General features: G+C 68.7%; 23 protein-coding genes and 4 pseudogenes. 7 read left to right on the top strand and 20 right to left on the bottom strand.

Features of this window, described 5'->3' with window-relative positions; translation table 11 throughout:
- Positions 1-95 precede the first annotated feature (95 nt).
- Both IG05_RS48825 and IG05_RS0100910 read right to left on the bottom strand, forming a co-directional pair.
- On the bottom strand, positions 96-584 hold the full coding sequence (locus IG05_RS48825) for a hypothetical protein (protein WP_234335706.1): 489 nt from the start codon (positions 582-584) through the stop codon (positions 96-98).
- Entirely contained in the window at positions 572-925 is a 354-nt protein-coding gene (locus IG05_RS0100910; RefSeq protein WP_158838696.1) for a hypothetical protein, read from the bottom strand. The genes IG05_RS48825 and IG05_RS0100910 overlap by 13 nt, the downstream gene beginning before the upstream one ends.
- 1,241 nt (positions 926-2,166) lie before the next feature.
- On the opposite strand from IG05_RS0100910, the pseudogene IG05_RS0100895 reads away from it, so the two are divergent.
- From IG05_RS0100895 to IG05_RS0100880, 4 genes and pseudogenes are all read left to right on the top strand, one after another.
- Positions 2,167-2,406, top strand: a pseudogene (locus tag IG05_RS0100895) (hypothetical protein); the annotation flags it as partial.
- 206 nt (positions 2,407-2,612) lie between these two features.
- Positions 2,613-2,996 carry a hypothetical protein gene (locus tag IG05_RS0100890; protein ID WP_234335705.1) on the top strand — a complete coding sequence of 128 codons (384 nt, stop codon included), beginning with the start codon at positions 2,613-2,615 and terminating at the stop codon, positions 2,994-2,996.
- 7 nt (positions 2,997-3,003) lie between these two features.
- On the top strand, positions 3,004-4,836 hold the full coding sequence (locus tag IG05_RS0100885) for an alpha/beta hydrolase (protein WP_030338352.1): 1,833 nt from the start codon (positions 3,004-3,006) through the stop codon (positions 4,834-4,836).
- 21 nt (positions 4,837-4,857) lie between these two features.
- Complete coding sequence (locus IG05_RS0100880; protein WP_030338350.1) at positions 4,858-5,391, top strand: hypothetical protein; 534 nt, start codon at positions 4,858-4,860, stop codon at positions 5,389-5,391.
- On the opposite strand, the pseudogene IG05_RS44290 reads toward IG05_RS0100880, so the two are convergent.
- The 5 genes and pseudogenes from IG05_RS44290 to IG05_RS0100860 form a co-directional block, all read right to left on the bottom strand.
- Positions 5,354-5,866, bottom strand: a pseudogene (locus tag IG05_RS44290) (CRISPR-associated endonuclease Cas1); the annotation flags it as partial. The gene IG05_RS0100880 and the pseudogene IG05_RS44290 overlap by 38 nt on opposite strands.
- A gap of 4 nt (positions 5,867-5,870) precedes the next feature.
- A pseudogene (cas6e, locus tag IG05_RS41715) lies at positions 5,871-6,567 on the bottom strand (type I-E CRISPR-associated protein Cas6/Cse3/CasE).
- A complete protein-coding gene (gene cas5e, locus IG05_RS0100870) occupies positions 6,567-7,304 on the bottom strand; it encodes a type I-E CRISPR-associated protein Cas5/CasD (protein ID WP_030338348.1) in 738 nt (245 codons plus the stop codon). Before cas5e ends, cas6e begins: the two are co-directional and overlap by 1 nt.
- Entirely contained in the window at positions 7,301-7,465 is a 165-nt protein-coding gene (locus IG05_RS48205) for a hypothetical protein (protein WP_199808219.1), read from the bottom strand. The genes cas5e and IG05_RS48205 overlap by 4 nt, the downstream gene beginning before the upstream one ends.
- 1,364 nt (positions 7,466-8,829) lie before the next feature.
- The gene (locus tag IG05_RS0100860; RefSeq protein ID WP_234335704.1) at positions 8,830-9,432 is read right to left on the bottom strand and encodes a CGNR zinc finger domain-containing protein; all 603 of its coding nucleotides are present in this window, start codon (positions 9,430-9,432) and stop codon (positions 8,830-8,832) included.
- Between the two features lie 128 nt (positions 9,433-9,560).
- Here IG05_RS0100860 and IG05_RS0100855 point away from each other — a divergent pair, with 128 nt between their 5' ends.
- A complete protein-coding gene (locus IG05_RS0100855) occupies positions 9,561-10,739 on the top strand; it encodes an MFS transporter (RefSeq protein ID WP_234335703.1) in 1,179 nt (392 codons plus the stop codon).
- 108 nt (positions 10,740-10,847) lie between these two features.
- Here the strand turns inward: IG05_RS0100855 and IG05_RS0100850 are convergent, their stop codons facing one another.
- The 4 genes from IG05_RS0100850 to IG05_RS0100840 form a co-directional block, all read right to left on the bottom strand.
- Positions 10,848-11,087, bottom strand: a complete 240-nt coding sequence (locus IG05_RS0100850) for a hypothetical protein (protein WP_030338344.1) — start codon at positions 11,085-11,087, stop codon at positions 10,848-10,850.
- A gap of 528 nt (positions 11,088-11,615) precedes the next feature.
- Positions 11,616-11,708 carry a hypothetical protein gene (locus IG05_RS48815; protein ID WP_234335702.1) on the bottom strand — a complete coding sequence of 31 codons (93 nt, stop codon included), beginning with the start codon at positions 11,706-11,708 and terminating at the stop codon, positions 11,616-11,618.
- Between the two features lie 78 nt (positions 11,709-11,786).
- A complete protein-coding gene (locus tag IG05_RS48810) occupies positions 11,787-12,173 on the bottom strand; it encodes an acyl-CoA dehydrogenase family protein (protein ID WP_234335701.1) in 387 nt (128 codons plus the stop codon).
- Positions 12,170-13,300, bottom strand: coding sequence for an acyltransferase family protein (locus IG05_RS0100840; RefSeq protein ID WP_078893830.1), 1,131 nt, complete (start codon positions 13,298-13,300; stop codon positions 12,170-12,172). The genes IG05_RS48810 and IG05_RS0100840 overlap by 4 nt, the downstream gene beginning before the upstream one ends.
- An 877-nt stretch (positions 13,301-14,177) precedes the next feature.
- On the opposite strand from IG05_RS0100840, the gene IG05_RS0100835 reads away from it, so the two are divergent.
- Positions 14,178-15,296 (top strand): FAD-dependent oxidoreductase, encoded by a 1,119-nt coding sequence (locus IG05_RS0100835; protein ID WP_030338340.1) that lies wholly within the window; start codon positions 14,178-14,180, stop codon positions 15,294-15,296.
- Positions 15,297-15,569: 273 nt separating this feature from the next.
- Here the strand turns inward: IG05_RS0100835 and IG05_RS0100830 are convergent, their stop codons facing one another.
- The 9 genes and pseudogenes from IG05_RS0100830 to IG05_RS0100790 all read right to left on the bottom strand — a co-directional run bounded on the left by IG05_RS0100830 (position 15,570) and on the right by IG05_RS0100790 (position 24,003).
- The gene (locus IG05_RS0100830; RefSeq protein ID WP_158838694.1) at positions 15,570-15,770 is read right to left on the bottom strand and encodes a hypothetical protein; all 201 of its coding nucleotides are present in this window, start codon (positions 15,768-15,770) and stop codon (positions 15,570-15,572) included.
- Positions 15,771-15,848: 78 nt separating this feature from the next.
- Positions 15,849-16,064, bottom strand: a complete 216-nt coding sequence (locus tag IG05_RS0100825) for a hypothetical protein (protein WP_158838692.1) — start codon at positions 16,062-16,064, stop codon at positions 15,849-15,851.
- Between the two features lie 37 nt (positions 16,065-16,101).
- Entirely contained in the window at positions 16,102-16,656 is a 555-nt protein-coding gene (locus tag IG05_RS46500; RefSeq protein WP_158838690.1) for a GDSL-type esterase/lipase family protein, read from the bottom strand.
- Positions 16,657-18,324: 1,668 nt separating this feature from the next.
- Positions 18,325-18,595: pseudogene (locus IG05_RS50410) on the bottom strand (IS701 family transposase); the annotation flags it as partial.
- A gap of 176 nt (positions 18,596-18,771) precedes the next feature.
- Complete coding sequence (locus IG05_RS47530) at positions 18,772-19,332, bottom strand: hypothetical protein (protein ID WP_158838686.1); 561 nt, start codon at positions 19,330-19,332, stop codon at positions 18,772-18,774.
- 535 nt (positions 19,333-19,867) lie between these two features.
- The gene (locus IG05_RS0100805) at positions 19,868-20,905 is read right to left on the bottom strand and encodes a LacI family DNA-binding transcriptional regulator (RefSeq protein WP_030338332.1); all 1,038 of its coding nucleotides are present in this window, start codon (positions 20,903-20,905) and stop codon (positions 19,868-19,870) included.
- A 92-nt stretch (positions 20,906-20,997) separates the two neighbouring features.
- Positions 20,998-21,828, bottom strand: coding sequence for an ATP-binding cassette domain-containing protein (locus IG05_RS0100800; protein ID WP_030338330.1), 831 nt, complete (start codon positions 21,826-21,828; stop codon positions 20,998-21,000).
- On the bottom strand, positions 21,825-22,838 hold the full coding sequence (locus IG05_RS0100795; protein WP_030338328.1) for an ABC transporter permease: 1,014 nt from the start codon (positions 22,836-22,838) through the stop codon (positions 21,825-21,827). The genes IG05_RS0100800 and IG05_RS0100795 overlap by 4 nt, the downstream gene beginning before the upstream one ends.
- A 142-nt stretch (positions 22,839-22,980) precedes the next feature.
- Entirely contained in the window at positions 22,981-24,003 is a 1,023-nt protein-coding gene (locus IG05_RS0100790) for a sugar ABC transporter substrate-binding protein (protein ID WP_030338326.1), read from the bottom strand.
- Between the two features lie 227 nt (positions 24,004-24,230).
- On the opposite strand from IG05_RS0100790, the gene IG05_RS0100785 reads away from it, so the two are divergent.
- Complete coding sequence (locus tag IG05_RS0100785) at positions 24,231-25,196, top strand: carbohydrate kinase family protein (RefSeq protein WP_030338323.1); 966 nt, start codon at positions 24,231-24,233, stop codon at positions 25,194-25,196.
- The last annotated feature ends 83 nt before the right edge of the window (positions 25,197-25,279 follow it).

Below are 25,279 nucleotides of genomic sequence, written 5' to 3'. Positions count from 1 at the left end.
GTGAATAGGGACCGTCTGACTGGGTGGGCGAGGAGCAAGGCCGTAGGGGGGAGCGAGATCGGTCTGGTCACCACGCGGTGGGCTGCCTCGTGGCGCTAACGTCCGACTGTGATTGCCCACCGAACGTTCGACGGTGCAGTCACGTTCACCGTTCCCTGCTGATGGGTGCGCTTCAGCTTCAGTTGGTTGTAGGTGCTGCTGACTCCTCCGGGAACGCATTTGAGCGGAAAACTCAACCCGACCGGTTTGACCTCGACAGTCAGCTTGCCGTTGCCCTTGCAATTCACCAGGACTGCCAGCTCGCCACTCTTGAGGCCGCCCTTGACGTCCATCTCACGGTTGCCGCTGACGTTTACCGCCTGAGCGACGACATCCCCGTCGGGTAGGGTCGGTGCCTTGGTCACCGATTCGCCGGGTATGTGCTCGGCGCGATCCGACGTTGGCGTCCGCGTCGAAGGGGACGATGAGTGAGGCGAGGCGTTTTGGCTGGCGTTCGACGCCTTGCCATCGTTGCTGCTGCAGCCGACAGCAAGAACGGCCACAGCGGTCGCCGTGGCCGCGTACAGGGGGTTCAGCTTTCCCACAGGTACCACCCCACGCGGAAGGGCGAGTAACTGACGACGGTGCGCTCTGGTGTGCTGGTGCAGTTCTGGTGCAGCCAGTAGCCCTTTCCGGTGTGCTTGGGTCGCCAGACGCCGTACACCGCGTGGGTGCTCTTGTGGGGCGGCGAGACCACCGAGATGGAGTTGCCCAGTTTGGCCGTCAACTTGGCGGACACGGTCACCTGGAACTTGGACCTAACCCTGGCAAGCAGCGTGCCCACCGACGTCTCCAACTCACCGGTGACGGCCACGCCGACCTCCGACATGAAGGTCGACTTGGCGGTCCTTGACGCGTCGTTGAAGTTCGAGTCAGGGGCGCCCACCGCCCGATGGTACTTGCGGCCCTGCTTGGTGGGAATGTAGACGCCATGAGCGGGGGCGCAGTCGGCGGCACCCGGCACATCCCCGGGAAGTGGCGGCTTGGCCTCCGACGCAGGTTCCGGCTGCTTGTCTACCTCATCAGCAGGGACCTCCCTGACGCCTTCCTCGGGCTGCCCGGGAGGGGACGCGTTGATGAGGGAGTCATCATCATCGGGTCCCTCGGGCGGGGGCATGTCGATGCGGGAGTCGTCAGCATGTGCAGATACCGATGGCGCAGCTGATGGTGCCACGTCTTCAGCCAGGGCAGGCCCGGCCACAGCCGTGCACAGTAAGAGCGCGGTCGCGGGAACAAGCACGGTGCGACGTGCTGAGATTTTCACGGAGGCACCCATCTGGTGTTAACCGCTCTGGAGGCGGTCGGACGCATTGACCGTATGGCAGGGACATGCCAGACGCGAAGACTCCATGGATCTTCTGAGGAAGAGCTGAGGTACGGCGACAGGGCCGTCATCCCCCACCGGCTGGAGCACGGGCAGCGCCTGGTGTGCTTCGCGCAGCAGTTCAGGGCGGAGATCCAGTCATCCCCCCTCACGCCGATTCCCGGAGCCGGGTCGGCTGCAACAGCACGGCCGATGAGCCTGGTTCCCGCGCCGCGCGCTCTGCAAGGGCCCGGCGTAGAGCTGCGGCGTGGGAGACGCCAGCCTGGCGCCGGCGCTCGATGCGGGCCTGCTCGATCGGGGCCAGCTGGTCGTCGGCCCCCGGCTCCGGGAAGGCCCGGAGGCTGAGCACCCGCATCGCCGCCAGGGTCACTCCCGCCCGCCGGGGGTCCGGCCGGAGCTGCCTTCCGCGCGCCGGGACGGCGTGACGTCGGCGTGCTCCTGTGTGTTCGCCGGGCGTCGGGACGACGCGGCGGGCCGACGGGGAACATCTGGTCAATGGCATCGTCCGGAACCGGCGGAAGCGGCGGCAGATTGCCTGCCGGAGCGGGTGTTGGCTTCGTAAGGCTTGCGACTATTTCATCGATCGCAGCGTCCGGCACCGTTGGCATCTCGCCTGCCGGGTCCGGCACAGGGGTGAACGTGGCGGGCATCGGCGCGGCCGGCTCCTGCGACGTTGCGGGTGCGGGGTAGAGCTCCGCGAGCTTCCTCAGAGCCGTGCGTACGCCTCACGCTCCGGGCCGCGCGGTTCGGTCGGCTTCTTCACCGACTCCCAGGCGGACACCGTGGCCCGACGCGCCTTCAGCCTCCCGCTGGAGCTGATCGCCCGCCGCGGCCCCATCGGCCGTACGGTCCTCAGCTTCCCCTCCACGGTCGTCCACACCCTCCCCTTGGCCCTGGCCGGCACCGGTGTCCGCGTCGCGGTCTGCGACATCGACCCGACCTGGCTCACCGACACCGCCTCCCCGCGGGCCCAGGGCTTCCTCTCGGGGGCGACGGGCAGGGCCCGGGACGTCCACCGGCTGGCGACGGTGAGCCCGGCGTAGCCGTCACCGCCGCAGACATGAGTACGGATACTCAGGAGCCGGTGATCACATCCCCATAGGGTTTTTCCCCTCGCGCATGAGACCTACACGAGATGGCGAAGATCGCCGGAAAAACGGGGAGACGGGGAAAGGGGAGGACGTCACGCATGGCGTGGGACGAGTGGGAGCAGTTAAAGGCGGATGCCACGACCCGCGGCTCCACGGGTATGCAGCTGACTCATGCTCCGGACCCCATCGGGGTGGGCTACGAGCGGCTGAAGTCGAGCAAGAAGGCATGGACGAAGGCCGGCGAGGACACCAAGGAACTCCAGAGCGGCGTCGGCAAGGCGCGGGGCAAGCTGGAGGACGGACAGGCCGGACTGGGCGACACGGCCGGCTGCCAGTCGAAGGCCAACCAGAAGGAGCTGTACGGCTCCTGGAAGGAATACCTCGACAAGGTCGACAAGCGCTGCGGTGAACTCGGCTGGATCATGCAGTCGTCCGGGATCGACCTGGCGGGGTCGGACGACGCCGTCAAGGCCGAGCTGGACAAGCTCGAGACGAAGTGCCAGGACACCGCCCCGGTCGGCGGCCAGGCGAAAGGCCGGTGACCGACCCGTGGACATCGCGACGCTGAAGGCGCTCAAGCCCTCCGAGTACGAGGAGGCCGCGGACGGGTACCGGGCCACGGGCGACATGTCGAGCACGGCCAAGGACACGATCGAGAACCAGATCTCGGCCGGTATCCGCAACCAGCTCAAGGGCGAGGCGGCCGACGCGGCCCTGCGGGAGCTGAAGGAGCTGGGCAAGAACTTCCACTACATCCAGACCGAGTGTGCCCTGGCCGGTACCGCGCTGAACGGGTTCGCGTACGACATGGCCGCGGCCAAGCGGAAGCTGGAGGCAGCCCTGGAGGACGCCGAGGCCGCCGGATGCACAGTTGGCGCGGACGGCTCGGTGTCGTTCCCGGCGGGCGGCAAGGAGGTCGACGGCAAGGTGCCCGAGGGCGGCACGGTCTCGCCCGGCACCAGCTCGACGGACGCGACGGCGAACGCCATCGCGCAGCAGGCCATCCACCAGCATCCCAACCCGAACTTCGGCAAGGCGATCGGATTCGCGAACCGGATCGGGGACGCGCTGAAGGAGGCCACAGAAGCGGACGCCAAGTGGGCGCCCAAGCTGCGCGCGCTGAAGGCCGATGACGACCTGGAGGTCTCCGACAAGGACTGGTCCGACGTGAAGTCCGACCAGGACGGGGTGGCCCAGGCGGGCAAGAAGTACCTCGACTCCCTGCCGCAGCCGCCCAAGGACGGCAGTCCCAAGGACAACGCGGCCTGGTGGGAGGGACTCGGCGAGGAGGAGCGCGCGGCCTGGGTCTCCCTCCGCCCGGACTCCGTGGGCAAGCTCGACGGCCTCCCCACGACGGTCCGCGACGAGGCCAACCGCATCGTCCTGGACGAGACCCAGGCCCGCTACCAGCTCGAACTCAACTCCATCCCGAAGCCGCCGGCCAACGAGTGGACGTATATTCACGGCGGCGGCTGGGCGTCCAAGGTGCACACCGACGAATGGATGGACTGGTACAAGAAGTACGGCGAGCGCTACGACCACCTCACCAAGTCGCTCCAGGGCATGAACAGCATCCAGGAGCGCTTCGACTCGACCGGCACGGGCACCGACAAGGATCACAAGGGCCTGCCGGAGGCATACCTGCTGGGATTCGACGCGGAGGGCAACGGCCGGGCCATCGTCGCCAACGGCAACCCGGACACGGCCCGGCACCAGGCCGTCTACGTACCGGGTACGACCTCGAACCTCAGCAACATCGACGGCAACATCGACCGGATGACCTCCACCTGGCGCGTGGCCACCGACGAAGCCGACGGCCAGCCCGTCTCCACGATCACCTGGCTCGGCTACGACGCCCCGCAGGACATCGTGAAGGACTCGCCGTTCCGGCACTACGCGGATGACGGCGCACCGGCCTTCAACCGCTTCCTCGACGGGCTGGAGGCCTCGCACACCGGCGAGACCCCGCCGCACCGCACCGTGATCGGACACTCGTACGGCACCACCCTCGTCGGCTCGGCCGCCGACCACGGCACCCTGAACGCGGACGACGTGATCACCGCAGGCAGCCCCGGCGTCACGGTGCCCAAGGCGGAGCAGCTCGACGTGCCCAGGGGCCACGTGTGGAACGAGGAGGCCGACGGCGACGTCGTACCCGACATCGGCCGCTTCGGCCACGGCGGCACCGACTGGGACGGCCCCTGGACCGTGCCGAGCGACGAGCGGTTCGGGGCCAAGCAGATGACCACGGACACCGAGGGGCACAGCGGTTACTGGGACGAGGGCTCCGACAGCCTCCTCAACCAGGCTCTCGTCGTCGCGGGCCACGGGGAGGACGCCAAACTCAAGGAACCGACCCCGACTTGGAAGTACACCCGTTAGGCAAAGCGAGGCCCGTCGATCGTGAAGAACCTCCTGGGCGCCTCCGCGCTCCTCGTGTCCACCGTCCTCACCACTCTCACCGGATGCAGCATGACTTTCAGCACGGAATCCGATGACGTCCCGTCCGCCGGCACCAGCACGTCCCAGGACGCCGCGGCCGAGGCCCAGAAGGTGTCCAGCCGGCTGTACGACCTGATCGGCGTCAAGGGGAAGGCCTCCGAAAGCAGCCCCGGCGTCCAGGACTGCGGCGACAAGGACCGGGAGACTTACTTCCGGATCTTCCACAAGTGGAGCTTCTATCCCGCGTCGGCGGACGATCTCGAGGTCGCCATGCAGAACCTCAGAAAGGGGCTGCCGAAACAGGGCTGGAAGATCGTCGAGTACGGCCCCGACAGCAGCGCCAACAAGAACCTCACCCTGATCGCCGACAACGACGAGCAGAAGGCCGGCGTCCACATCACTCAAATGAAGAAGAGGAACCCGCCCAAGCTCAGCCTGATGCTCGTCTCCGGCTGCTACCAGGTCCCGGACGGCGAGAAGGTCGAGCACTTCTAGCTGTGTTGCCCTGTGAGGTCGGGGCGCGGCGGCCTTCGCGGCCGAGCAGTTCCCGGCGGGTGCAGCCGGAGGGGTCCTCGTCGGGGAAGCGGAGCCGGTACATCGCGTGGGCGGTGTTCAGGCGGGTGCGGCGGTTTGCCCAGCAGGCGGCCTGTGCTTCGGCGAGGGCGTCCGAACGGGGCAGTGCCCGTCCGGACGCGTAGTAGCGCACGCCGTGCTCGCCGACCCAGACCACACCGGCCCCTGTTTCGCCGAGCACGCTCATCGCCTGGTGGGTGATGCGGGTGCCGGGGCCAAGCAGCAGGGTGCCGATGGTCGCGGAGGGAATGTGGGTGGTTCCTTCGGCGTCCTCGGCGGTGATGGCGTTGGCATCGCGGTGGATGGTGCAGCGTTCGAAGTAGATGAAACCGGCCCGGTCGGCGGCCCGGGTCAGTTCGCGCGGGCTGCTCGCGGGTCTGCGGCCGACGGTCGTCACCGGCTCACTCCGCCGGGGCCAGCGTCATCAGCCCGCAGCCGTAGGCCATGGCCTTGCCCAGGCCGCTGGTGAGGACATGGCGAAGTGCATCTGGGTCGGTGACCTGCAGCCGTCCGTCGTAGGTGACGGTGGCGAGGGTGACACGGCCGGGTACGCCGCGCTTGCCGAAGTCGAGGCTGCGCTGGTCGCGGACGAGAAGCTGGTGCTCGTCACGGTGCTCGGTGTGCTGCTTGTCCTCGGGTTTGGACAGGACGCGGAAGCCGGCGGTGTCCTGGCGGGCGAGCAGCCACTGCAACTGGTGGGGTGGGCGGTGCGTTTGGTGGGCTGGCCGTCGCGCGTGCGGGCATGGTGGACGGGTTTGGCAGTAAGGCGGAAGTTTTAGATGGTGCCTTTGTCCAGCCGTTCCAGGAGGGGCGTGTAGGCATAGGTTCGCCAGCCGAGGGTGCCGGAGGCGGTTGCGGCGGGCCAGCCGGCCTGCTCGACCAGAGGGGTCAGGTCGGGCCGGTCGGGGCTGACGACGAAGAGCAGCACTTCGGCTGTGGCGTTGCGGTCGGTGCGCCACAGGACACGCGGTGCCTGCTCGGCGGTAGGCAGGATGTGGGGGAAGGAGGACATGACGGCGGCGTGCACGGCCTGGGTGAGGAAAGCAGGCGGCGGGCGCCCGGGCGCACGGTGTGGACGCGGAATCGGGTGAGGTACATCAGGCGCCTTCCAGATGTCCGGTGGGGTCGTGCGCCGGGGCGGCCCGGCGCGGGCGGGCGGGGGCGTTGGCGACCAGGACTGTGCGGCTGTGGGCGGTGCGCAGCGCGTAGCGGCGGTGACGAGGGTCGAAGCTGAGCGGCTGATCCCGCAGCGTGTCTCCCAGTGGCTGCGTACCGCCGTCGCCTGTGAGGGCTTCGAGCAGCATCGTCAGCTCAACGCGCTCTTGGTGGCTGCGCCGCTTCTGGCACCAGTCGGCGGCACGCCACGGCTCTTCGGCGAGCACCCGCTCCAGGCCGGCCTCGCCGCGGTGGACGGCGGGCTCGATGGGGCGTACGGGCGGGCAAGAGCGGCGTCCCAGGTAGGGCAGGTACGCCGGTGCGCGCAGTGCGATGGCGAGCCGGTCGACCAGCGCGTCGTCGCCCTCGACTGCGGCGACGAACACGGCGTCGGCCAGGTAGAACCGCTCCGACAGCGGCATGGCCTCGCCGGTGTCGAGGTGGTGCGCGGTCTGGAAGTCGCGGATGCGGGTGCCGGGCTGGTCGATGCGCACGCCGAAGCGCAGCTCGGCAAGCTCGGCGAGCTGCTGGTCGGCATCGCGGTCCAGGCCCAGCGCGGCCGCGAGCAGGCCGACCACGCCGCTCTTGGTGGGCGCGTTTTCCGTGCCGCGGCGGGCGAAGCGGGCCGCGGCCTCCCACGACTGCGGGGGCCCGGCCAACTGCAGCACGAGGACGCTCATCCGCGCTGCTCCAGGCGGTCGGCCACGGCAGCCGGCATCAGCCGGGGTACGGCCGAGCCGAGTTCGGTGCCGGGCCGGTGCATGCCGCTGCTGCGGGACTGCTGGTGCAGCGACCACAGCGCCCCGAGATGGCCGACTCCCTGCCCAGCGACGACGCGCAATCGATTCGAGCAGTGGGACGTCTACGACGACGGCAAGATCGACGGTAGCGACTGGGGGCCTGCGCGTGAACGCGCGGACCGCCGACGGTGCATGGGCCGCGTCGACCCGGAGTCCAGGTGCGTGTACTGCCTGCGCCAGGTGGAGCCTCAGCCCGAGGCGTGACGGCGGCGCGTCCCGACATCGTTGAACAGTCCGACTCCATACCGCGGGCCCCGGGATGTCATAGCTGATCCCCCGGGGCCCGTGGCGTGTGCGGACGCTGGTCAGATTTCCCCGGCCGCTGTGGCGGTGAACCAGTCGGTGGCTTCGGCGTCGGTCATCAGCGGCACCTGAGCCTGGTGGGCGTCGCCGTCCTGGACAACATGGACGCGGCCCGGTAGCGGGCTGCTGGGGGGCGGGGTTGACTATCGGGGCGAGCCGCTTCAGTCCTTGACCCCCGAGAACGCCACACTGAAGGACCGCGTTCAGCAGCTGACCCGCGAACACCGCACCCTTCAAGAACGCCTTGAAGGCACCCGCTCCACCCTCCGCTTTTCCGACAATTGGATCGCCGTGCTTGAGGCTGAACTCCTCGAAGCCCGCGGCTCGGATGTGCCCCACCCGACGGAGAAGCGCCGGCCGTACCAGGGGTGCTCCGGCCCGGCAGGACGCAGGACGGCTCCAAGCTCGGCCGCCGCGGGCCGGGATAGAGGGGTGGAACGGGCGATCAGCCGGAGGCGGCGCCGGGTCGAGTCGGCCGAACAGGAGATTCTGCGGCGCGTGAACGGCTCCGGTGACCGCACCGATGATTCCCTCCGCCGTCGTACGCGTCCTCAGCTGCAGCCACCCTCGCTCCCCAGGCCGGTACCGGGACCCGGAATCCTTGATCATCAAGCCTTCGACGCCCGCAGTTCCCCACGCCGGGTCCAGCCACGTGCGGGCCGTTGCGGCATCGGCGGTCTGCGGGCACAGCGCTCAGGGCACTGCGTGCGCGAGGGACGCGAAGAGGTTCTCCAGCGCGCTCCTGCGCTGATGCGGGGGCTGGTCCATGAGGACGGTGCCGGAGACCTCAAGCAGATCGAAGGTGATCAGGTGGGCGGGCTGTCCCGGGCGGTGCGCTCGGCCCTGGCGCCGCGGAGCCGGGCTCGGTGCTGCAGCGCTGCGAAGTCCAGCCTGCTGTCATGCCAGACCACCAGCTCGGCGTCTATGTGTCTTACCTCAGCTGTCTCGTCGTCAGACGCTCGTTTCCCTACGTGCCGGGTGGAACACGTTCGTAGCGGCGGATGACAGGGCCGGTGGCAGGGCACGCAGACGTGGACGGTTCCGGGTTGGAGACAGAGAGCCGCTGTCCACAGAAGTGCCTGCCTCTGGTGCATGCTTCGGGTCAGGCCTGCTCGTCCTCGCGGGTGCGGCGGCGGTAGGCGGCGGCGTTGATCCTGCTGCCGCAGCTCCGCTTTGAGCACCAGCGTCGGGTGCCTGCACGGGAGCGGTCGATGAAGAGACGGGTGCATGGCTCACCGGCGCAGTGCCGGATGAGCAGGCGGTCGGGTCCGCCGAGCAGCTCGCTGGCGGTCGCGGCAAGGGTGGCCAGCACCTCTTGGACTCCGCCCCGGCGTTCCACCTGGCCCAAGGCCTGAAGTACGGGGCGCACCGGTGGGCGTGCGGCGGCCTGCCGGATCCGGGCGATGTCTCGCGGGTCAGCCGGCTCTCCCTCGGAGGCGGCGAGGGAGAGCCGGTAGATCGCCTCGCGCAGCATATGGGCTTGGGACAGGTCCGCCTGACTCACCGCCTCCAGGCAGTCGACCACCCGGGCTTCGGCGGCCCACTGGGCGAAGTCTTCTGGCTCGGCCAGCAGTTCCTTGTGCTGAGTGGTGCGCCAGGCCACGGTGGCGGCGAAATCGAGGGCCAGGTGATCACTGACGAAGGTGAAGCTCACCCCCGAGTATGAGCGGCAGGGCGGCGGTGCGTCGGACACACATGTCGTCATACCTTCAGGGTATGACGAGAGGAGAGTAAGCCGCGCAGGCGGTCGAACTTCGGTATCCCACCTGGAGGCACGCAGTGCGTACGCAGACGTCCGTGAATCCGGGGACGCGTTCAGACACATACAGGTGGGTGCTCATCCGCTACATGCAGGTGGCACTGCCGGTCCGTCTCGCCTCCGAAGGGGCGCGGGTCGGCCTGGTGGTGCTTGCTGTGGACCGTACTGGCAGCGCTGGCTTCGGGGGTGCTCTGGTCGCGGCCCTGCTGGTGCCCAGCGTTGTCGCCGCTCCAGTGGCCGGTGCCCTCGCTGACCGGGTCCGACGCCGCAGGTTGTTCCACGTCGGCTGCCTGGTGTTCTACGGGACGGGACTGACCGCCGTGGCGGGGTTGGCCGGACGGGCGCCCACTCCGGTCGTCCTGGCCGTGGCGGGCGCGGCAGGCTGCTGCACTCCCCTGCTGACTGGCGGCCTGACCAGCCTGCTGAGTGACCTGCTACCGTCCTCGGAGCGAGGCCGCGCCTTCAGCCTGGACGCAGTCTCCTACAACCTTGCTGGGATAGCCGGGCCGGCCCTCGCCTCTGTCCTTGCGGCGGCGACCAGCCCCGCTTTGGCGCTCGTGGCATTGGGCGCCGGGGCCGCGGCAGGCGGTCTGCTCGTTTCCGCCCTGCCGCTGCGCCCCCGCCCCGGACGGAGCCCCGCACTACGCCCTGCGGATCTGGGTACTGCCGCCGTGCTACTGGTCCGCAACCCGCCTCTGCGCTCGATCACATGGGCCAGCGGGGTGGGCCAGTTCGGGACCGGCGCCCTGCCCGTGGTCTGCGTGCTGCTTGCCGCCCGCTACCAGACGCCCTGGGCTGCGGGCGGCCTGATGACAGCTATGGCGCTCGGCTCGCTGACCGGTTCCCTGGCGTACGCATGGCGACCGTGGGGCGCCCAGCGCCCCGAATGGACCGTCATCGCCATGCTGTTCGCGACCGGGGTGCCGCTGGCCGCCGTGCCCTGGATGGGCAGCGCCACCGCGGCATTCGGCGGCTTCGCCCTGGCGGGGTGCTGCACCGGCCCGCTCTTCGCCGCGCTGCTGGCCGGCCGCGACCGCTACGCGCCCCCGAACGCCCGCACCCAGGTGTTTACCCTTGGAGCAAGCCTAAAGAGCACTTTCGCCGCGGGTGGGGCCGCACTCGCGGGCGTCTGGCAGGCCGCCGGACCGGGAAGCCTCGTCCTCGCGGTGGCCGGCTGCCAGGCCGCTGCGGCCGTGCTGGGCGCGCTCCTGCTGAACGGGCACCGGAACCAGGCCGACCGCCCGCTGTCGTAGACGGCACGAAGCGCTGAGCCCTCTCCAACAACTGATTGGCAGACAGTTGCGCCGATGCTTGCGGCCCGGAGCGTGTGAGACATCAGCAGGCTGAGACACACTCACAGCTCACATGACGCCGTCGACGACCGCCTCGACGCCGAGCGCGGCCGCGGCCCGGGTGATCTCCGGGAGGGCCGGGCCAAGATCGGCGCCGCGACTGGACTGGAGGTACGGCTTGGCGCCGGTGAACACGAGGACGCGGAACCCGTCCGCTTTCTGCTCGAACAGCAGCGGCCGTGCCCCGGGCGACGGCAGAGCCGTCACGGAGCGGGCCAGCATCCACTCGACCGGCGGTGAGAGGTGCACCCTTCACTCCTACGCCTTCCGCGCCCGCCCGCACGCACGCCGCGTGGCTCACCGGCAGTACAGCACTCGGGCGTGAGGTCCTCGGTGGCTGGTCCCGGCCCGCGGCTGACGAACGACGGCGGCTGTCGGCCACCCTGGGCTCGGAGCCAGGGGTGGCGCCGTCCGGGGCCGGGTCACAGCTGTCGCTGGCCTGTCAGATCCCGCATCCAGACTGCGGTTTGCAGAGTTCGATCAAGGAGCGGGTCTCCCCCGTACCACCGGGACGCTCCGTTACCGGCACGCTTCTGCTCGCATCGCTGGAGGCGCCCCGGCGACGCCTCCGGCCCCGGTGAGCACTCCGACTCCCCGAAGGTGCCCTGGTGCCTTCGTCGCCGAGGAGATTGGCGGCGGGGACGTGGCCAGTCGTCGAGGACGATGTCGCTCTCGATGTGTTCGCGGACATCCGGTGTCGCTCTGTGCTCGACGCGACAGCCGACGCTGTCCAGGTCCACGAGGAAGGCGGAGAACCGTGGCCTGTCGCCTTCCTGTTCACCGGTTCCGGCCATAGGGACCAGCCGAGGAGAACACCTTGTGCCCGGTCAGCCGGTAGCCGTCTTTGTCCCGTACGGCGACTGTGCGCATGGAGCGAACGTCGGAGCCGGCGTCGGTCTCGGTGAGGGAGAAGCAGCACGCCCGCTCGCCCCGGATGAGCGGCAGCAGCTACCTGTCCAGCTGGTAGTCGGTGGCGTGCTTGAGGATGCCGCCCGCGCGCAGCGGGCCGCCCATGTCGCCGAGCACGCTGTGCGCGAGGACGCGTCCGCTGGCACCGATCTCCTCCTTCAGAGCGCAGAGTTGGGTGTAGGTGAGGTTCTGGCCGCCGTACGTCTCGGGGTGGTAGTGGATGCCGTAGAAGCCGAGTTCGCGGCTACGACGCCAGACCGGTTCGAGGTCGGCGCGGGTGAGGCGGGTGGCGTGGGTGAGGCCGCGTTCGCGTTCGTGGTCGGCGAGTTCACCGTCGAGGCAGTCGCGCAGGCGGTCGGCCAGCTCCGCGGAGCACGGGTCGTCGCAGGTGGGGCGGAGGGCGAAGGTAACCTCTCTTTTTGTCACCTTTGTGCGGATTCCTCGAACAACCCCTGTGCCTCTTGGGCGCTCGCACCAGACCAGCGAGAACGTCTTTGCGCGATCAGGGATTTCCAGGATCGGTTCTGCTTAAAGGGAATTTCGAAGATCCGGGAGAAGAGCCAGGCTCCAAGCACCGAAACCGGCAGGGCCAGGGCAAGCGTAAACCAAAATGTGGGCAGACCGGGCGATACAAAATGCGGGGCTACTCGGCGGATCACGGCCATGACAATCGGCAGATGGATCAGGTAAAGACTGTAAGAGAAGCTGCCGAGACTCTGCATGGGGCGTGCGGTCAGAAGCCGTACGAGGGTGGCGGGCCTGCCGGTGGAAACTGCGGAAAGCAGCATCGTCATGGCGGGAGCAATGGCAAGATCCACCCAGAAATAGTGGTCCACGGTCCACACGGAACCTTGGATGAGGCCGAGAGCCAGCACAGGCAGGGCGGCCAGCCCTGCGAACCACCCCCACGGCAGGCGTTGCACCCGTTCCGACGCATTGACGACTCCTGCGCCGATTATGCCTGCAACGAACACGGGAGCAAGGTGTGGAGCGAGCCAGTTGTTGCCCTCCACGGGAGATGCGTCAGTCGCCATCAAGCCACGGGCGATCACCGGAAGAGTCACACATGCGATCAGTGCCACCGCATTCAACCGGCGCCGCAGGAAAAGGAAAAGCGGAAAGAGGAGATAGAGTTCGACCTCCACTCCGATCGACCAGAACGCGCCATTCGGTGTGGGAGCGGAGAAATTGTCCTGAGCAACGAGGCCGTACACCAGCACTGACGCGCCGGTCGGCCGTCCGAGGTGCGAAGCGGGTACCACAAACCAAGAAAGGATCAGGCTTATGGCCAGTGCCGCCCAATACGGGGGCAGGATCCGCCAGGCGCGCCGGCGCAGAAACTCACCAATGCCAGCCGACCGCCAATTACGACCCGCTGGAGAGATTGCGAGGGAGAAGCCCGACAGCACCAGAAAGAAGACGACAGCGAGGCGCCCGAACTTGAGCCCGTCCAGCCACGCGGGCGCCGAGCTATTGGGAAAGCCCGGGAAGGTGTACAACCAGCAGTGGAACAAGACGACGTACAGTGCCGCCAGCCCGCGGAGCCCATCCAGACCCGGTACCGACGTACGTGTGCCCGGCTCGTCCTCTCGTCCTGTTCCGCTGCGCCGACTCCATCGGAGAGCACTGCTGACCGGGCGGCTCGAATCTACTGAAATCGCTCGACCCCTTCTATGGGCACCGTGTACCACACCCGCGTCCCGGCGGACGCTGCACGGTGCAACCCGCGACCAACGTGTGCCCGCCGACCCGTTTCCCTGGCAGTACGCCAGGCGGCACGGTGCCGCCCACGGTCACTGGTACGTAGCGTCCGGTCCCGCGGTTCAAAAGCCAAGCCGACATGATCTGCATGTTTCGGGGTGAGCCTGTGCTCATGCAGAGAGGTCGCCCTCCGAATAACAGAAACAAGCCAGGGGAGCGCTCCCCTGCGCTGGCTCGCTCGATGAGCGGTGACCAGCATCAACGCTTTTGAGGACGCGATCTACGCACTTCGCCGAGTGGATGTGCCATAACCGCATTGACCTAACACGACATCCTCCGCCGTTTCCCTGGGCAATAGGCACCCTGCTGGTGAACAACGTCGGCCGCTGGGCCTCGCCGTAGCGGCCGAGGTGGCCTGACACGATCCGCAGTGCAGCTGGGAGGACCTTCTCGTGTCGAGGGACGTCGATGCGGGCAGGTCCGGTCTGGATTTGGGCGACGGCTGGACGAGGCGGTGTGCGGTCCGCCTGGAGGAGACCGCACGCTCCCCGAGGCCCTGACCGGCCGGCGCCTGACGCGGGGGCGTGTCGGCCCGTTGTCAGCGCCGGCTCCGACTTGTCGGCGCCGTGTCGGTGGACCGTCGGCGCCTGTCCGGACAGTGGAGTTCATCGGCCGCGGCCCCCACCGGGCCCCGCCACCCGAGCACCTCACGACCGGGAGGACCCCCTCATGACCACAACCGTCACGATCATCGGTGCCGGGCTCGGCGGCCTTGCCCTCGCCCGCGTCCTGCACCTGCACCGCATACCGGCCACCGTGTACGAGGCAGAGCCCTCACCGACCGCGCGCTCGCAGGGCGGACTGCTCGACATCCACGACTACAACGGTCAACTCGCTCTCCAGGCGGCGGACTTGATGAACGAGTTCCGAGCCATCGTCCTGGACGGCCGGCAGGCGATGCGCATCCTCGACACGGATGGGACCGTCCTGTTCGACAAGGCCGACGACGGCACCGGCGGACGCCCGGAGGTACAGCGCGGCGAACTGCGCCGGCTCCTGCTCGACTCGCTGCCGCCGGGCACCGTCCGCTGGGACCGCAAGGTCACCGACGTCCGCGCCCTGGGCGAGGGCCGCCACGAGGTGGTCTTCGGCGACGGCACGATCGCGGTCACCGGGCTGCTGGTCGGCGCCGACGGCGCCTGGTCACGCGTGCGCCCCCTGCTCACCGCGGTTGTGCCCGAATACACCGGCAGGTCGGTCGTGGAGACCTACCTGTACGACGCCGGCACCCGGCACCCGGCCGCCGCGAAGGCGGTCGGCGGCGGCTCGATGATCGCGCCCGCACCGGGCCGGGAGATCTTCGCCCACCGGGAGCGGAACGACACCCTGCACGCCTATGTCGGTCTGACCAGGCCCCGGGACTGGTTCGCCACCGTCGATTTCACCGACCCCACGGCGGCCACCACGCGGATCGCGGCGGAGTTCGCGGGCTGGGCGCCGGAACTCACCGCGCTGATCACCGGCACCGACACCCCGCCGGCCCTGCGCCCTTTGTACGCCCTGCCGGCCGGTATCCGCTGGGACCGGGTCCCCGGCGTGACCCTCCTCGGCGACGCCGCGCATCTCGCCGCCCCCAATGGCGAGGGCGCCAACCTTGCGATGTTCGACGGCACCGAACTCGGTCGGGCGCTCGCTGCCCACCCCGGTGAGACGGAGGCCGCGCTCACCGCGTACGAGCAGGCCATGTTCGAGCGCGCCCATCAGTCCGCCGAGATCAGCGGAATCGATCCCGGTGACAGCACGGCCCACGACCTGGCCGCTGCTTTCGCCCGCCACGAACAGCCCTGACCGCCCCCGACGCTCCCTCGCGCGGGAGCGTCGGGGTGAGGTACGGCCTGCCGCCGTCGCCGGTGTACTGCCGGTTGCCGCCCCTGACGGGCCACGTGCCGCGCGGTGCTGACCTGCTGATCAGCGCCGCGCGGCACTGGGCTTTGCTCCTGCATGTGACGCCTGGTGCTGTCCCGTCCGCTCACGCATCGTGCACGCGAGTTCGCGACCATGGTGGGTTGCCAGATCGCTCTCGGCGTCGAGGACTGCACCACTGCTGCCCGGTTGCCCCGATTACGGTGTCAGGCCCGTGCCTTCGAATGCCGCATGCGCCTGGTCGGCTTGATTCTTCGCGCCGCGGACGTTGGGGTGGATGAGGGTGCACGCCTCGCCCTTGGGGGTGCCGGGCGGGAGTTCGTCGCGCAGGGCGCACTGATACTCGGCCGGATCGGCCGGCTTGGTCTCATCCGGCGGGATCACCAGGTCGTCGAACACCCCGTACATCCACTGGCTGGTACCCGTGGCGCACACCCCATGGCCCTGGCTGGACTGGTAGGTGTCGACGTAAGTGACCTACGGCGAGTTGTCCTGCGCCTGTTCCTCGATCACGTCGTTGAGCCGCTGTTCCAGGCCCATGACGAAGTCGCCGTCCACGCCGAGGCGGATGGTCCCCATCCGTTTGAAGTTCCCCCCGTAGCAGTTCAGCTGGTTGAACGGCCTGGACAGGACCGTGGGGCAGCCCAGGACGAACACCTTCGCGTGCGGGGCACGCTGGTGGATCTGCGCCATCATGACGGTGTACTCGCGGGTCAGGGTGGCGAACTTGTCAGCCAGCCACTGCCTGCCTTCGCCGTTCTCGTAGTAGCCGCTGCAGCCCCGGGCCCGGGCTCGGCGGGTCTCCCGGCTCCACTCCCATCTCCAGGCACTTGGCCAGGACGTCCGCGAACCCGAGGGTGTTGCCACCGATTCCGACCGTGACGATGTCCTCGTCGCCGTTGAGCGCGTCGATCTGCGCGGGCCTGGCCGGCCACGCACAGGTGCCGCGGTTGAACGGCGGGCCCAGGAGCATGTCGCAGGTCTGCGGGCTCAGGACGCCCTTGTTGATCTCGGCGGCGCCACAGGTGACGTCTTTGAGCCGCACCCAGTCGGAGGTCTCGGTGTTCAGCCGCTGGGCCAGTTGCTGTTCCCAGTTGTGGTTGGACCGGCCGCAGCCGTCCCTGGCATCCCACTTGGGGATGAGGGCACCAGCGCTGTAAGAGTCGCCGAGCGCGGTCCACTTCAGTGGTCCGGCAGCCTGCTGCCGGACCGTCGCGACTGCCGACCTGCCCTCCGCCGCCCGTGCGGTCGAGGGGGCGCTGCCAGCCGGGGCCACGGCGGACAAGCACGTTCCTAGCGCCACGAACGCGGCGACGACTACGGACTTTCGCGCGAAGGATTCCTCTGGGGCGGCCTGGGCGGGGCCGAATACCGGCATGCGGCGGCGCGGTGCACCGGTACGCACCGGCGGCCTGCCGGGCACACCGGCCTAGATGGTGCGGCGCTGCTGCCTCCCCGCCCACTCATGACCGTGGCAGAGGCAGGGGGCTGGGCGGCAGGAGTGGTCGGCGGCATCACCCGCAGGAGGCACGCATCGGGCATTCCTCACACGAGTGGCGAACGCGGCGCCCACCCCGGCGCCGACGCACACCGCCGCGGGAATGCCGTCGGTGCGCGCCGCAGCGCAGCGTGGGCGCGGGAGCGGCGCATGACTGTGCGCGAGTGGATGGCGCCCGGAAAACACCACCACGGCGTCCCAGGGCCGTTAGCCTCGACGTCTGCTATCCCCGGGCGCGATCAGGCTGATGACCTCGGCGATCACCTCTGCCGACGGGTGCAAGTAGCGCCGTACGACCTCCGGCTTCCTCTGCCGCCACTTCGCCATGAGCGTCGGCAGGCCGGCCCCGGCCTCACCGAGGTGGGTGAGACCGGAGTGCCGGTATTCGTGCAGATCCCAGCCCGCGCCCGGCACACCGCCGACGGCGGTATGGGCGTCGAGCGGAGCGCAGGCGAGGCCTGTCGGTCGTCCCCGCGTCGGCTCGGTGTCCCTGAGACACATCACAGTCTGGAGAAGGGCGGGCACCGGGCCCTGGTCTTTCACCCCGGGCCGTGGCGGAGGGCCGGTGCTGGTGCAGGCCCGCCGCGGCGCGCTGATCCAGGACCGGTCTGCCCACTCCCACCCGGAACGGCGGACGGCCCCGCGGCGAACGGCAGCTGTTGGAAGGCATCATCCGCATCGGCTCCACCCGCCAGCCCTTGATACGCCTCCCCCCAGCCCTGGGACCGTTCGGAACCTGCCGCCGCCGCTACCTCACCTGGCACCCCGACGGCACCCTCACACGCACCTGCAGCGCAGCCCTGCCCGGACTAGACCACTTCTGGCCGCAGCAGCTGACCGACTGCCTGCACTCCCCCAGCGCCTGGACGACTGGCAGCCACGAACGCAGATGCGGCACACGCTGGTCCCGGCGCGCGGTGACGGAGTACGCCACACGGTGACCCGGCGACCGGTGCAGCGTACGGCCAAGCCGGCAGCCGCTGGGCGGGTGCCGGCTTGGGTGCGGCAGGCCACGCGCCAACGTGAGCCCGCCTGGTGTCCCTGTCAGCGTTGGTTGCAGCCAGTAGCAGTTCAAGGACGTTCGGGCCGGGAGGAACCGGCCTCATCGTGTTCTGTGACTCACCATCACTCATAGACAGGGCTGGCGGCAAGCCGAGCGTGGACGGTGATGAGCCATTGAGGCCCGGCGGGGGCCGCGGTTGTCTCGCGGGGCCGATGCCACACGGGTCAGAGGACTCCGTGGCGGGTGGGCCGGGTGCGGGGGCTGGACCGGTTGCTTGGACACCATCGAACCAAAAGAACGGCATACCAGGCATAGCCCGCTTTTCCGGACAGTGATCTCTCTGCGGGAATCAGCGTGCGGCTGGGATGATGGAGACAGCCGCAAGGCACGCAGCGGTGACGCCAATCACCTGTGCATAAAGGCGAGTTGCAGCCAGTAGCACTTCATCCGCCCCTGCCCGCGGTGTGGTTGCGGGCAAGACCGCGTTTGAACTCGCGGGCTCGATCCGCCAGCGCATTTTCGCCCACCGCACCAGGTCGGCGACCGGGGTGTCGGCAGGCAGGTTGCTCATCCAGTAACCGGTCGGCACATCAGCTTCTTCGGGCCGTTCGACCAGCAGCGTCCTCACGGGCAGCACGCTGCTCCAGCGACTGCATCCGCCTGCTTGATCCTGGGCGGTGCGGCGGCTTCCTTCCCCGAGGGACGCACCTGGATCACGGCGAAGTCCCTGGGCCGGCACGGTGGGTGTGGGGATGATCGGCCGTCAGCTCCGTACGTGACGCACCTCCTGAACCCGCACGAAGCCGCTGGTGACCGGCGGTCTGTTCGCTGGCCGTCCTATGGCTCGGGTATACAGGGTCCGTGAAACGTTCGGTTGCCCCTAACCATTTCACGCGGTCTCAGAAACAACACAGGCTAAACTTACTGGTCTCTGTGGAACGCAGTTTAGCCCAATCCAAGCCGCTCTGTGTATCTCCGTTAATTTGGATAGGTTGAGCGGTCAGGCGTTTAGCCGGAACTTCTTGCTCATGGGCCAGGATGTTTTCGAAGCGGACGCAACTATCTCCTGTATAGAGGCGTATGAGCGTCGATACTTCAGGCTGGTTTCCAGGGACATAGCGCATCTGGAATCGCACCCAACCCACGGTGTCATTGCCTGCGCACGCACTGGTTGACCAATTTTCTCTACGATTGTTTCCCTGCTTTACGAGGAAAACGTGCGAGAAAGAATAATGGTGCGTGTTAGACCCGAAAAAAGAATAGCTGTGCACATGTAGCTGTCCGTCGATGCTGATCTTGAAGCCAGGACCGATCGGCGCAGCAGCCTGAGCCACGCCCGCAAACGGGATGGGGGTGAGCAGCACCGCGACTGCCAGGGCACGACCAAGCATTTCAGCACCTCGCGAGTTTGGGCCTAGCGCAATTGGAATTTTCCCCGGCTTCTTTGAGTAGTCGCGCATGTTCCAAGAGAGGCAGGTCCCCATGCGTGAGCATGTTGGCTGGCGTGGCGAGCCAGTGAGCCGCCTTCGGGGACCTGATGCATCGTTGCATGCCGCCGCAGCGTTGAGCCCCTGTCGTCTCGGCTCCTGCGGGGTGAAGGAACCCGCAATTCCAGACTGCATCTTCTGGCTCAGTGATGCCACTCGCCGGAGAAGCGCGCCTGACATCCGAGGACGACCTGCACCTGGGCGATCTCTTCGGCCGTCAACTGCCATGATTCGGAGATGAGTTCGGCGGGCTCGCGGCTCATCGTCGCGAAACGGGAAGGTAAAGATCCGGCAGCCGTGCTGCCCTCGGCTGGATGGACTTGCGACGGCCGTCCAGCATCAGACCCCGCCCGATAACTCACCCCGGAGCCGTCCCACCTCCCCCAGCCTCATACCAGCAAGATGCCCCCCCCATCGAGCGAGATCACCCGACGTAACGAAGCACTACTAGATCCGTGGCCGTCCTCGCCGACCGGCTGGACAGGGAGAAAAGAGGTAAGCGGGCTTGTTACCCCTCCTGCAGCAGCTGCGGGGCGGGCTGCTGCTCCCCCGACCCGCGCACGATCAGTCGGGTGGGGACGGTGATGGTGCGGACGCGGGAGCGGTCGCCGTCGAGGCGGGCCAGGGCGGTGGTCGCGGCTGCTCTGCCGATTTCTTCGGGGTCCTGGGCGACGACGGTCAGCGCCGGTTCGAGTACCTCGGCGAGCGGGACGTCGTCGAAGGCGACGAGGGCCACGTCCTTGCGTTTGGTGCGGGCGAGTTCCGTAACGACCCCCAGGGCGACGATGTTGTTGCCGGCGAACAGGGCGGTGGGAGGATCGGCCAGGCTCAGCAGCTCGGCGGTGGCGATGGCGGCCCCATGCTGGTCGTGCGCGTTGGTGAGCAGGGAACGGTCGTAGGAGAGGCCGGCTTCGTCGAGCGCCGCGCGGTATCCGGCCAGGCGCTCGCGGCGGGTGTAGAGCTTGGTGGGGAGATCGCCGACGAAGCCGATGCGCCGGTGGCCGTGGTTGATCAGGTGGGTGACGCCGGCCTGGGCGCCGGCTCGGTTGGAGCTGACGACGCTGTCCGTGGACAGGCCCACCCCAGGCCGGTCGAGAAAGACGACGGGCAGGCCCGTGGCGCGGTGGGGCTTGAGGTGGGCGTGGTCGGCGCCGACGGACGGCACGACCATCAGGACGCTGACGCGGCGGGCGAGGAACTTGTCCGTCAGCGCGCGTTCGCGGTCCGGGTCGTCCGCGGAGGAGCCCATGAGCAGGGTGAGGCCGCGGTCGCGGACGGTGTCCTCGATGCTGCGGGCCACGGCGCCGAAGAAGGGGTTGCCGAGGTCGGGGATGACCAGCCCTATGGTGGTGTCGGGTCCGCCGACGCGGATGTTGCGTGCCATAAGGTTCGGCTGGAAGCCGAGCCTGGCCACGGCGGCGAGCACCTGCTCCCGGGTCTTGGCCGATGCGGGGCCGTCCTCGTTGAGGACGCGGGAGACCGTCTTGGCGCTGACGCCCACTTCCCGGGCCACGTCTGCGAGGGTGGGGCGGCGGTTCGCTGCCATGGAGTAACAGTCTCCCCTGCTCGTCGGTTCCGGCCGCCGTGGCGCGGTGTGTCGCCCCGGCCGGCCGGAACCCTTGGGTGTGTGGTCGTAGGTCAGTTGGCCTTGACTCCCGCGGCCTTCGCCGCCTGGGAGTCCGCTACGACGGTACCTCCCGCCTCATCGACGGTGAGCGCTCCGGTCATGATCGCAACGACTTCGGCCATCGAATAGTCGGAAGGCTTGATCACGGCCGCGCGCTTGCCGAGGCGGTGGACGTGGATGCGGTCGGCGATCTCGAAGACGTGCGGCATGTTGTGGCTGATCAGGACGACCGGCATGCCCTTGTCCCGGACGCGGCGGATGAGGTCGAGGACCTGCCCGGACTCCTTGACGCCGAGGGCGGCGGTGGGTTCGTCCATGACGACGACGCTGCGGGCCCAGGCGACGGACCGGGCGACCGCGACGGCCTGCCGCTGCCCGCCGGAGAGGGTCTCGACCGCCTGGGTCAGCGAGCGCAGCCCGATCTTCAGGTCGGCCATGTGCTCGGCGGCCTCCTGGCGCATGCGCTTCTTGTCCAGCATGCGGAAGACGCTTCCCAGGACGCCTGGTCGGAGCAGTTCGCGTCCCAGGAACATGTTCGAGGCGATGTCCATGGAAGCGGCCACGGCGAGGTCCTGATAGACCGTCTCGATACCGTGGGCGCGGGCGCTTTGCGGTCCGGAGAAGGTGATGGGCCGGCCGTTGAGGCGGATCTCGCCGGCGTCGGGGGTCAGTGCGCCGGTGAGGGCCTTGATCAGGCTGGTCTTTCCGGCGCCGTTGTCGCCGATGACGGCGAGGACCTCGCCGGGCATCAGGTCGAAGTCGGCGCCGTCGATGGCGGTGACGTGTCCGTACCGCTTGACCAGGCCGCGGGCCTGCAGCACGGGGGTGGTGGTCGCGGTCATCGTGCCTTCTTCCGGGAGATCTGGTCTACGGTCACCGCCAGGATCACCAGGACGCCGGTGATCAGCGTCTGGTAGATCGAGGCGACGCCCATCAGTTGCAGGCCGTTGCGGAACACACCGACGATGAGGACGCCGACGAAGGTGCCCAGGACCGAGCCGCGGCCGCCGAAGAGGCTGGTGCCGCCGAGGACGACGGCGGTGATGCTGTCGAGGTTGTCGGTCTGGCCGGCCTGGGGGTCGCCGACTCCGGTGCGGGAGATGAGCAGGAGGGCGGCGATGCCGTAGAGCAGACCCGCCACGGTGTAGACGCCGATGGTCAGGCGGGAGGTGCGGATGCCGTTCAGCCGTGCCGCTTCGGGACTGTTGCCGAGCGCGTAAACGTGCCGGCCCCATCCGGTGCTGCTCAGGGCGTAGGCGAGGAGGAGGAACAGGCCGATGGTGACCAGCGAGCCGTAGGTGATGTCGGTGTTGCCGAGCGGGAAGGTCTTCCCAAGAGCTGTCAGGGGTCCGGGCAGGTTGGTGACGGTCTGTTCTTCGGAGTAGATGTGGGTCAGTGCGAACGCCACGTTGAGCATGCCGAGGGTGACGATGAACGGCGGCAGCGGGATCTTCTGCACCAGCGCTCCGTTGAGCAGCCCGAAGCCGCTGCAGACGACCAGGCCGAGCGCGATGGCGGCGAGCGGGGGCAGGGAGCCCTCGGCGGCCATTTTGGCGATCATGATGCTGCCGAACGCCATCACGGCCCCGCATGACAGGTCAATGCCCGCGGTGAGGATGATCAGGGTCTGGCCGATGGCGAGGGTGCCTACGACCATGACCTGCTGCACGATCAGCGAGAAGTTCCCGCCGGTGAGGAACTGGTCGGTCGAGAGCGAGAAGAAGGCGCAGGCCAGGAGAAGGGCGACCAGCGGGCCGGTGGTCGGCTGGGTGAGCAGTCTGCGGGCCGTGCTCGGTGCGGTGAGCCCGGCGTACGGCTTGGACGTGTCCGGGGGCGTGGTCGTGGCTGTCATGCGAGGTCCTTGTCGGAAGACAGATGTCCTTGTGCGTCCGCGTCGGAGGACAGGGGAACAAGGGGGCGGCCGTCCCCGCTCCGGGAAGGGGGGGGCGGCCGCCGCACGGGGGGCGTGCGGTGTCGTACGGCTCGGGGGCGGCTCAGCCCCAGCAGTTCTCCAGGCCGTAGCCGGTGTCCTTGGCCGTGACGCCGGCCTGCGCCTTGTCGGTGATCAGGGTGACGCCGGTGTCGGTGTAGCCCGACGCCTTCTTGCCGTCCTTGGCGTACGTCACGACGGCCTTGACACCCTCGGCGGCCATCTTCAGCGGGTATTGCTGCGACGTCGCGGCGATCTTGCCGTCCTTGACCGCCTGTGTCCCGGTGCAGCCGCCGTCGACGGAGACGATCAGTACGTCCTTCTCGCGTCCCTTGGCCTTCAGCGCGGTCCAGGCGCCCAGCGCGGCGGGCTCGTTGATGGTGTAGACGACGTTGATGTCCGGCTCCTTCTGGAGGCAGTTCTCCATCGCCGTCTGGCCCTTGGCCTGGTCGCCGCCGGTGTCCTGGGAACAGACGACGGAGGAGTCGCCCTCCTTGACGCCGAAGCCCTTCAGGAAGCCGTCGTGGCGCTGGACGCCGACGGACACGCCGGGCGCGAGGTCGAGGGTGGCTATCTTGGCGGCCTTGCCCTTCATGGCGGTCTTGGCGTATGCGCCGATCAGCTCGCCGGCCTTGAGGTTGTCGGTGGCGAAGAGGGCGTCGACCGCGTTCTGCGGGTCGGTCGGTGTGTCCAGCGCGATGACCAGGACGCCCTTGGCCTTGGCCTTCTCGATGGCCGGCACGATGGCCTTGGAGTCGCTCGGGGTGATCAGGATGCCCTTCACGCCGGAGGCGACCATGTTCTCGATGGCGGTGACCTGGCCGGCGTTGTCCCCGTCGAACTTGCCGGCCGCGGTCATGAGCTTGACGCCCTCGGCCTTCGCCTCCTTCTCCGCGCCCTCCTTCATCTTCACGAAGAACGGGTTGGTGTCCGTCTTGGTGATCAGGCCGACCTTGACGTCGCCCGAACCGGTGCTGGACGAGTCCGATCCGGAGCCGGAACCGCAGGCCGTCAGGGTGAGCGCCGCAACGCCCGTGACAGCGGCGGCTCTGAGGAGTGAGGAGGACAGGCGGGTGGTGCGAGACATGTTCGACTCCTGAGGGATAGCGAGCGGCACAGGGCGGGATCAGGACACCTGCCGCCCGGGATGTCAGCGTTGACTTATGTCATCGTTGACACTGCTTGCCGAGGATGATGGACTCCGGCTCCCGGCAACGTCAATGCCTTGCGCGAGACACAAGTCCGTAACGGCCGCGGCGGATGCCCGGTCCGTGCCCGCTTCCCCGCCCGTGCGTTCGCAGAGAAGAGCCGCCCATGAGCAGCCCACGCCAGATCACCGTCCTGGGAGAGTGCGTCGCGGACGCGTTCACCGAGCCGACGGGCACCTCGAACGAACTCGCGCTGCGGGTGCTGCCCGGCGGCGGACCTGCGAACACGGCTGTGGCCCTGACCCGCCTGGGCACCCCGGCGCGTTTCCTCGCACGACTGTCCGGTGACGTGTTCGGCCGTCTGTTCCGGGCTCACCTGGAGTCCTCCGGGGTGGACCTGACGGGCGCCGTAGCGGCCGCGGAGGCCAGCACACTGGCCGTGGCGGAGCTGGACGAGCGGGGGCAGGCCGCGTTCTCCTTCCACGCGCAGGACACGGCCGACTGGCAGTGGACAGCCAAGGAGCTGGCGGGGGTGGACCTGTCCGGGACCGCCTGCGTGCACAGCGGTTCCCTGGCCCTGGTCCGGGAACCCGGCGCGGCGGTGGTAGAGGACTTCCTGGCCGCAGCGGCTCCCCGGGCCACCATCAGCATCGACCCCAACGTCCGGCCGCTGCTGGTGGATCCCGAGGTCTACCGTGGCCGGCTGGCGCACTGGTGCGCACTGACGGATGTGCTGCGGCTGAGCGAGGACGACCTGCAGCTCCTGCTGCCGGGCACGCCGCCCGAGCAGGCGTGCGACACCTGGCACGCGGCCGGGGCACGGCTCGTCGTGATCACGCTCGGTGCCGACGGCGTCCTGGCCTCGCTCGACGGCGAACGCATCGTGGTGCCCGCCGTGCCCACGAGCGTCGTCGACACGGTAGGGGCGGGGGACTCCTTCACCGCCGGGCTGCTGCATCACCTGGCCGCCCGTGGACTCCTCGGCGGCAGGCTGACGCATCTCCGTCTCGGTGACGTCGCGGACGCCTGCCGGTTCGCTGCCAGGGTTGCGGCCCTGACCTGCTCGGTTGCCGGTCCGAACCCGCCGCTGCACAGCCAGTTGGGGCAGCTCGCCATTGCCGGCCGAGCATGAGGTACGGGCGTAGCGGCTGCAGGTGATCTGGCGCCCGGACTGTTGACGCGCTGGCCGGACTGCCCCATCATCGGGCCATTCAA

Source organism: Streptomyces sp. NRRL S-1022, assembly GCF_000720135.1.
GTDB lineage: Bacteria > Actinomycetota > Actinomycetes > Streptomycetales > Streptomycetaceae > Streptomyces.
The sequence above is the reverse complement of the archived record's forward strand: the minus strand, read 5'-3'. Positions and strand labels throughout refer to the sequence as shown.

What these genes read in the sequence shown, in the direction of transcription:
- IG05_RS0100890 (WP_234335705.1), top strand. Translation starts at nt 2,613, where the DNA reads ATGCAGCTGACTCATGCTCCGGACCCCATCGGGGTGGGCTACGAGCGG.
- cas5e (WP_030338348.1), bottom strand. Translation starts at nt 7,304, where the DNA reads ATGAGCGTCCTCGTGCTGCAGTTGGCCGGGCCCCCGCAGTCGTGGGAG.
- IG05_RS0100860 (WP_234335704.1), bottom strand. Translation starts at nt 9,432, where the DNA reads ATGACGACATGTGTGTCCGACGCACCGCCGCCCTGCCGCTCATACTCG.
- IG05_RS48815 (WP_234335702.1), bottom strand. Translation starts at nt 11,708, where the DNA reads ATGCGCACAGTCGCCGTACGGGACAAAGACGGCTACCGGCTGACCGGG.
- IG05_RS0100835 (WP_030338340.1), top strand. Translation starts at nt 14,178, where the DNA reads ATGACCACAACCGTCACGATCATCGGTGCCGGGCTCGGCGGCCTTGCC.
- IG05_RS0100825 (WP_158838692.1), bottom strand. Translation starts at nt 16,064, where the DNA reads ATGGCGCAGATCCACCAGCGTGCCCCGCACGCGAAGGTGTTCGTCCTG.
- IG05_RS47530 (WP_158838686.1), bottom strand. Translation starts at nt 19,332, where the DNA reads ATGCGCGACTACTCAAAGAAGCCGGGGAAAATTCCAATTGCGCTAGGC.
- IG05_RS0100805 (WP_030338332.1), bottom strand. Translation starts at nt 20,905, where the DNA reads ATGGCAGCGAACCGCCGCCCCACCCTCGCAGACGTGGCCCGGGAAGTG.
- IG05_RS0100800 (WP_030338330.1), bottom strand. Translation starts at nt 21,828, where the DNA reads ATGACCGCGACCACCACCCCCGTGCTGCAGGCCCGCGGCCTGGTCAAG.
- IG05_RS0100795 (WP_030338328.1), bottom strand. Translation starts at nt 22,838, where the DNA reads ATGACAGCCACGACCACGCCCCCGGACACGTCCAAGCCGTACGCCGGG.
- IG05_RS0100790 (WP_030338326.1), bottom strand. Translation starts at nt 24,003, where the DNA reads ATGTCTCGCACCACCCGCCTGTCCTCCTCACTCCTCAGAGCCGCCGCT.
- IG05_RS0100785 (WP_030338323.1), top strand. Translation starts at nt 24,231, where the DNA reads ATGAGCAGCCCACGCCAGATCACCGTCCTGGGAGAGTGCGTCGCGGAC.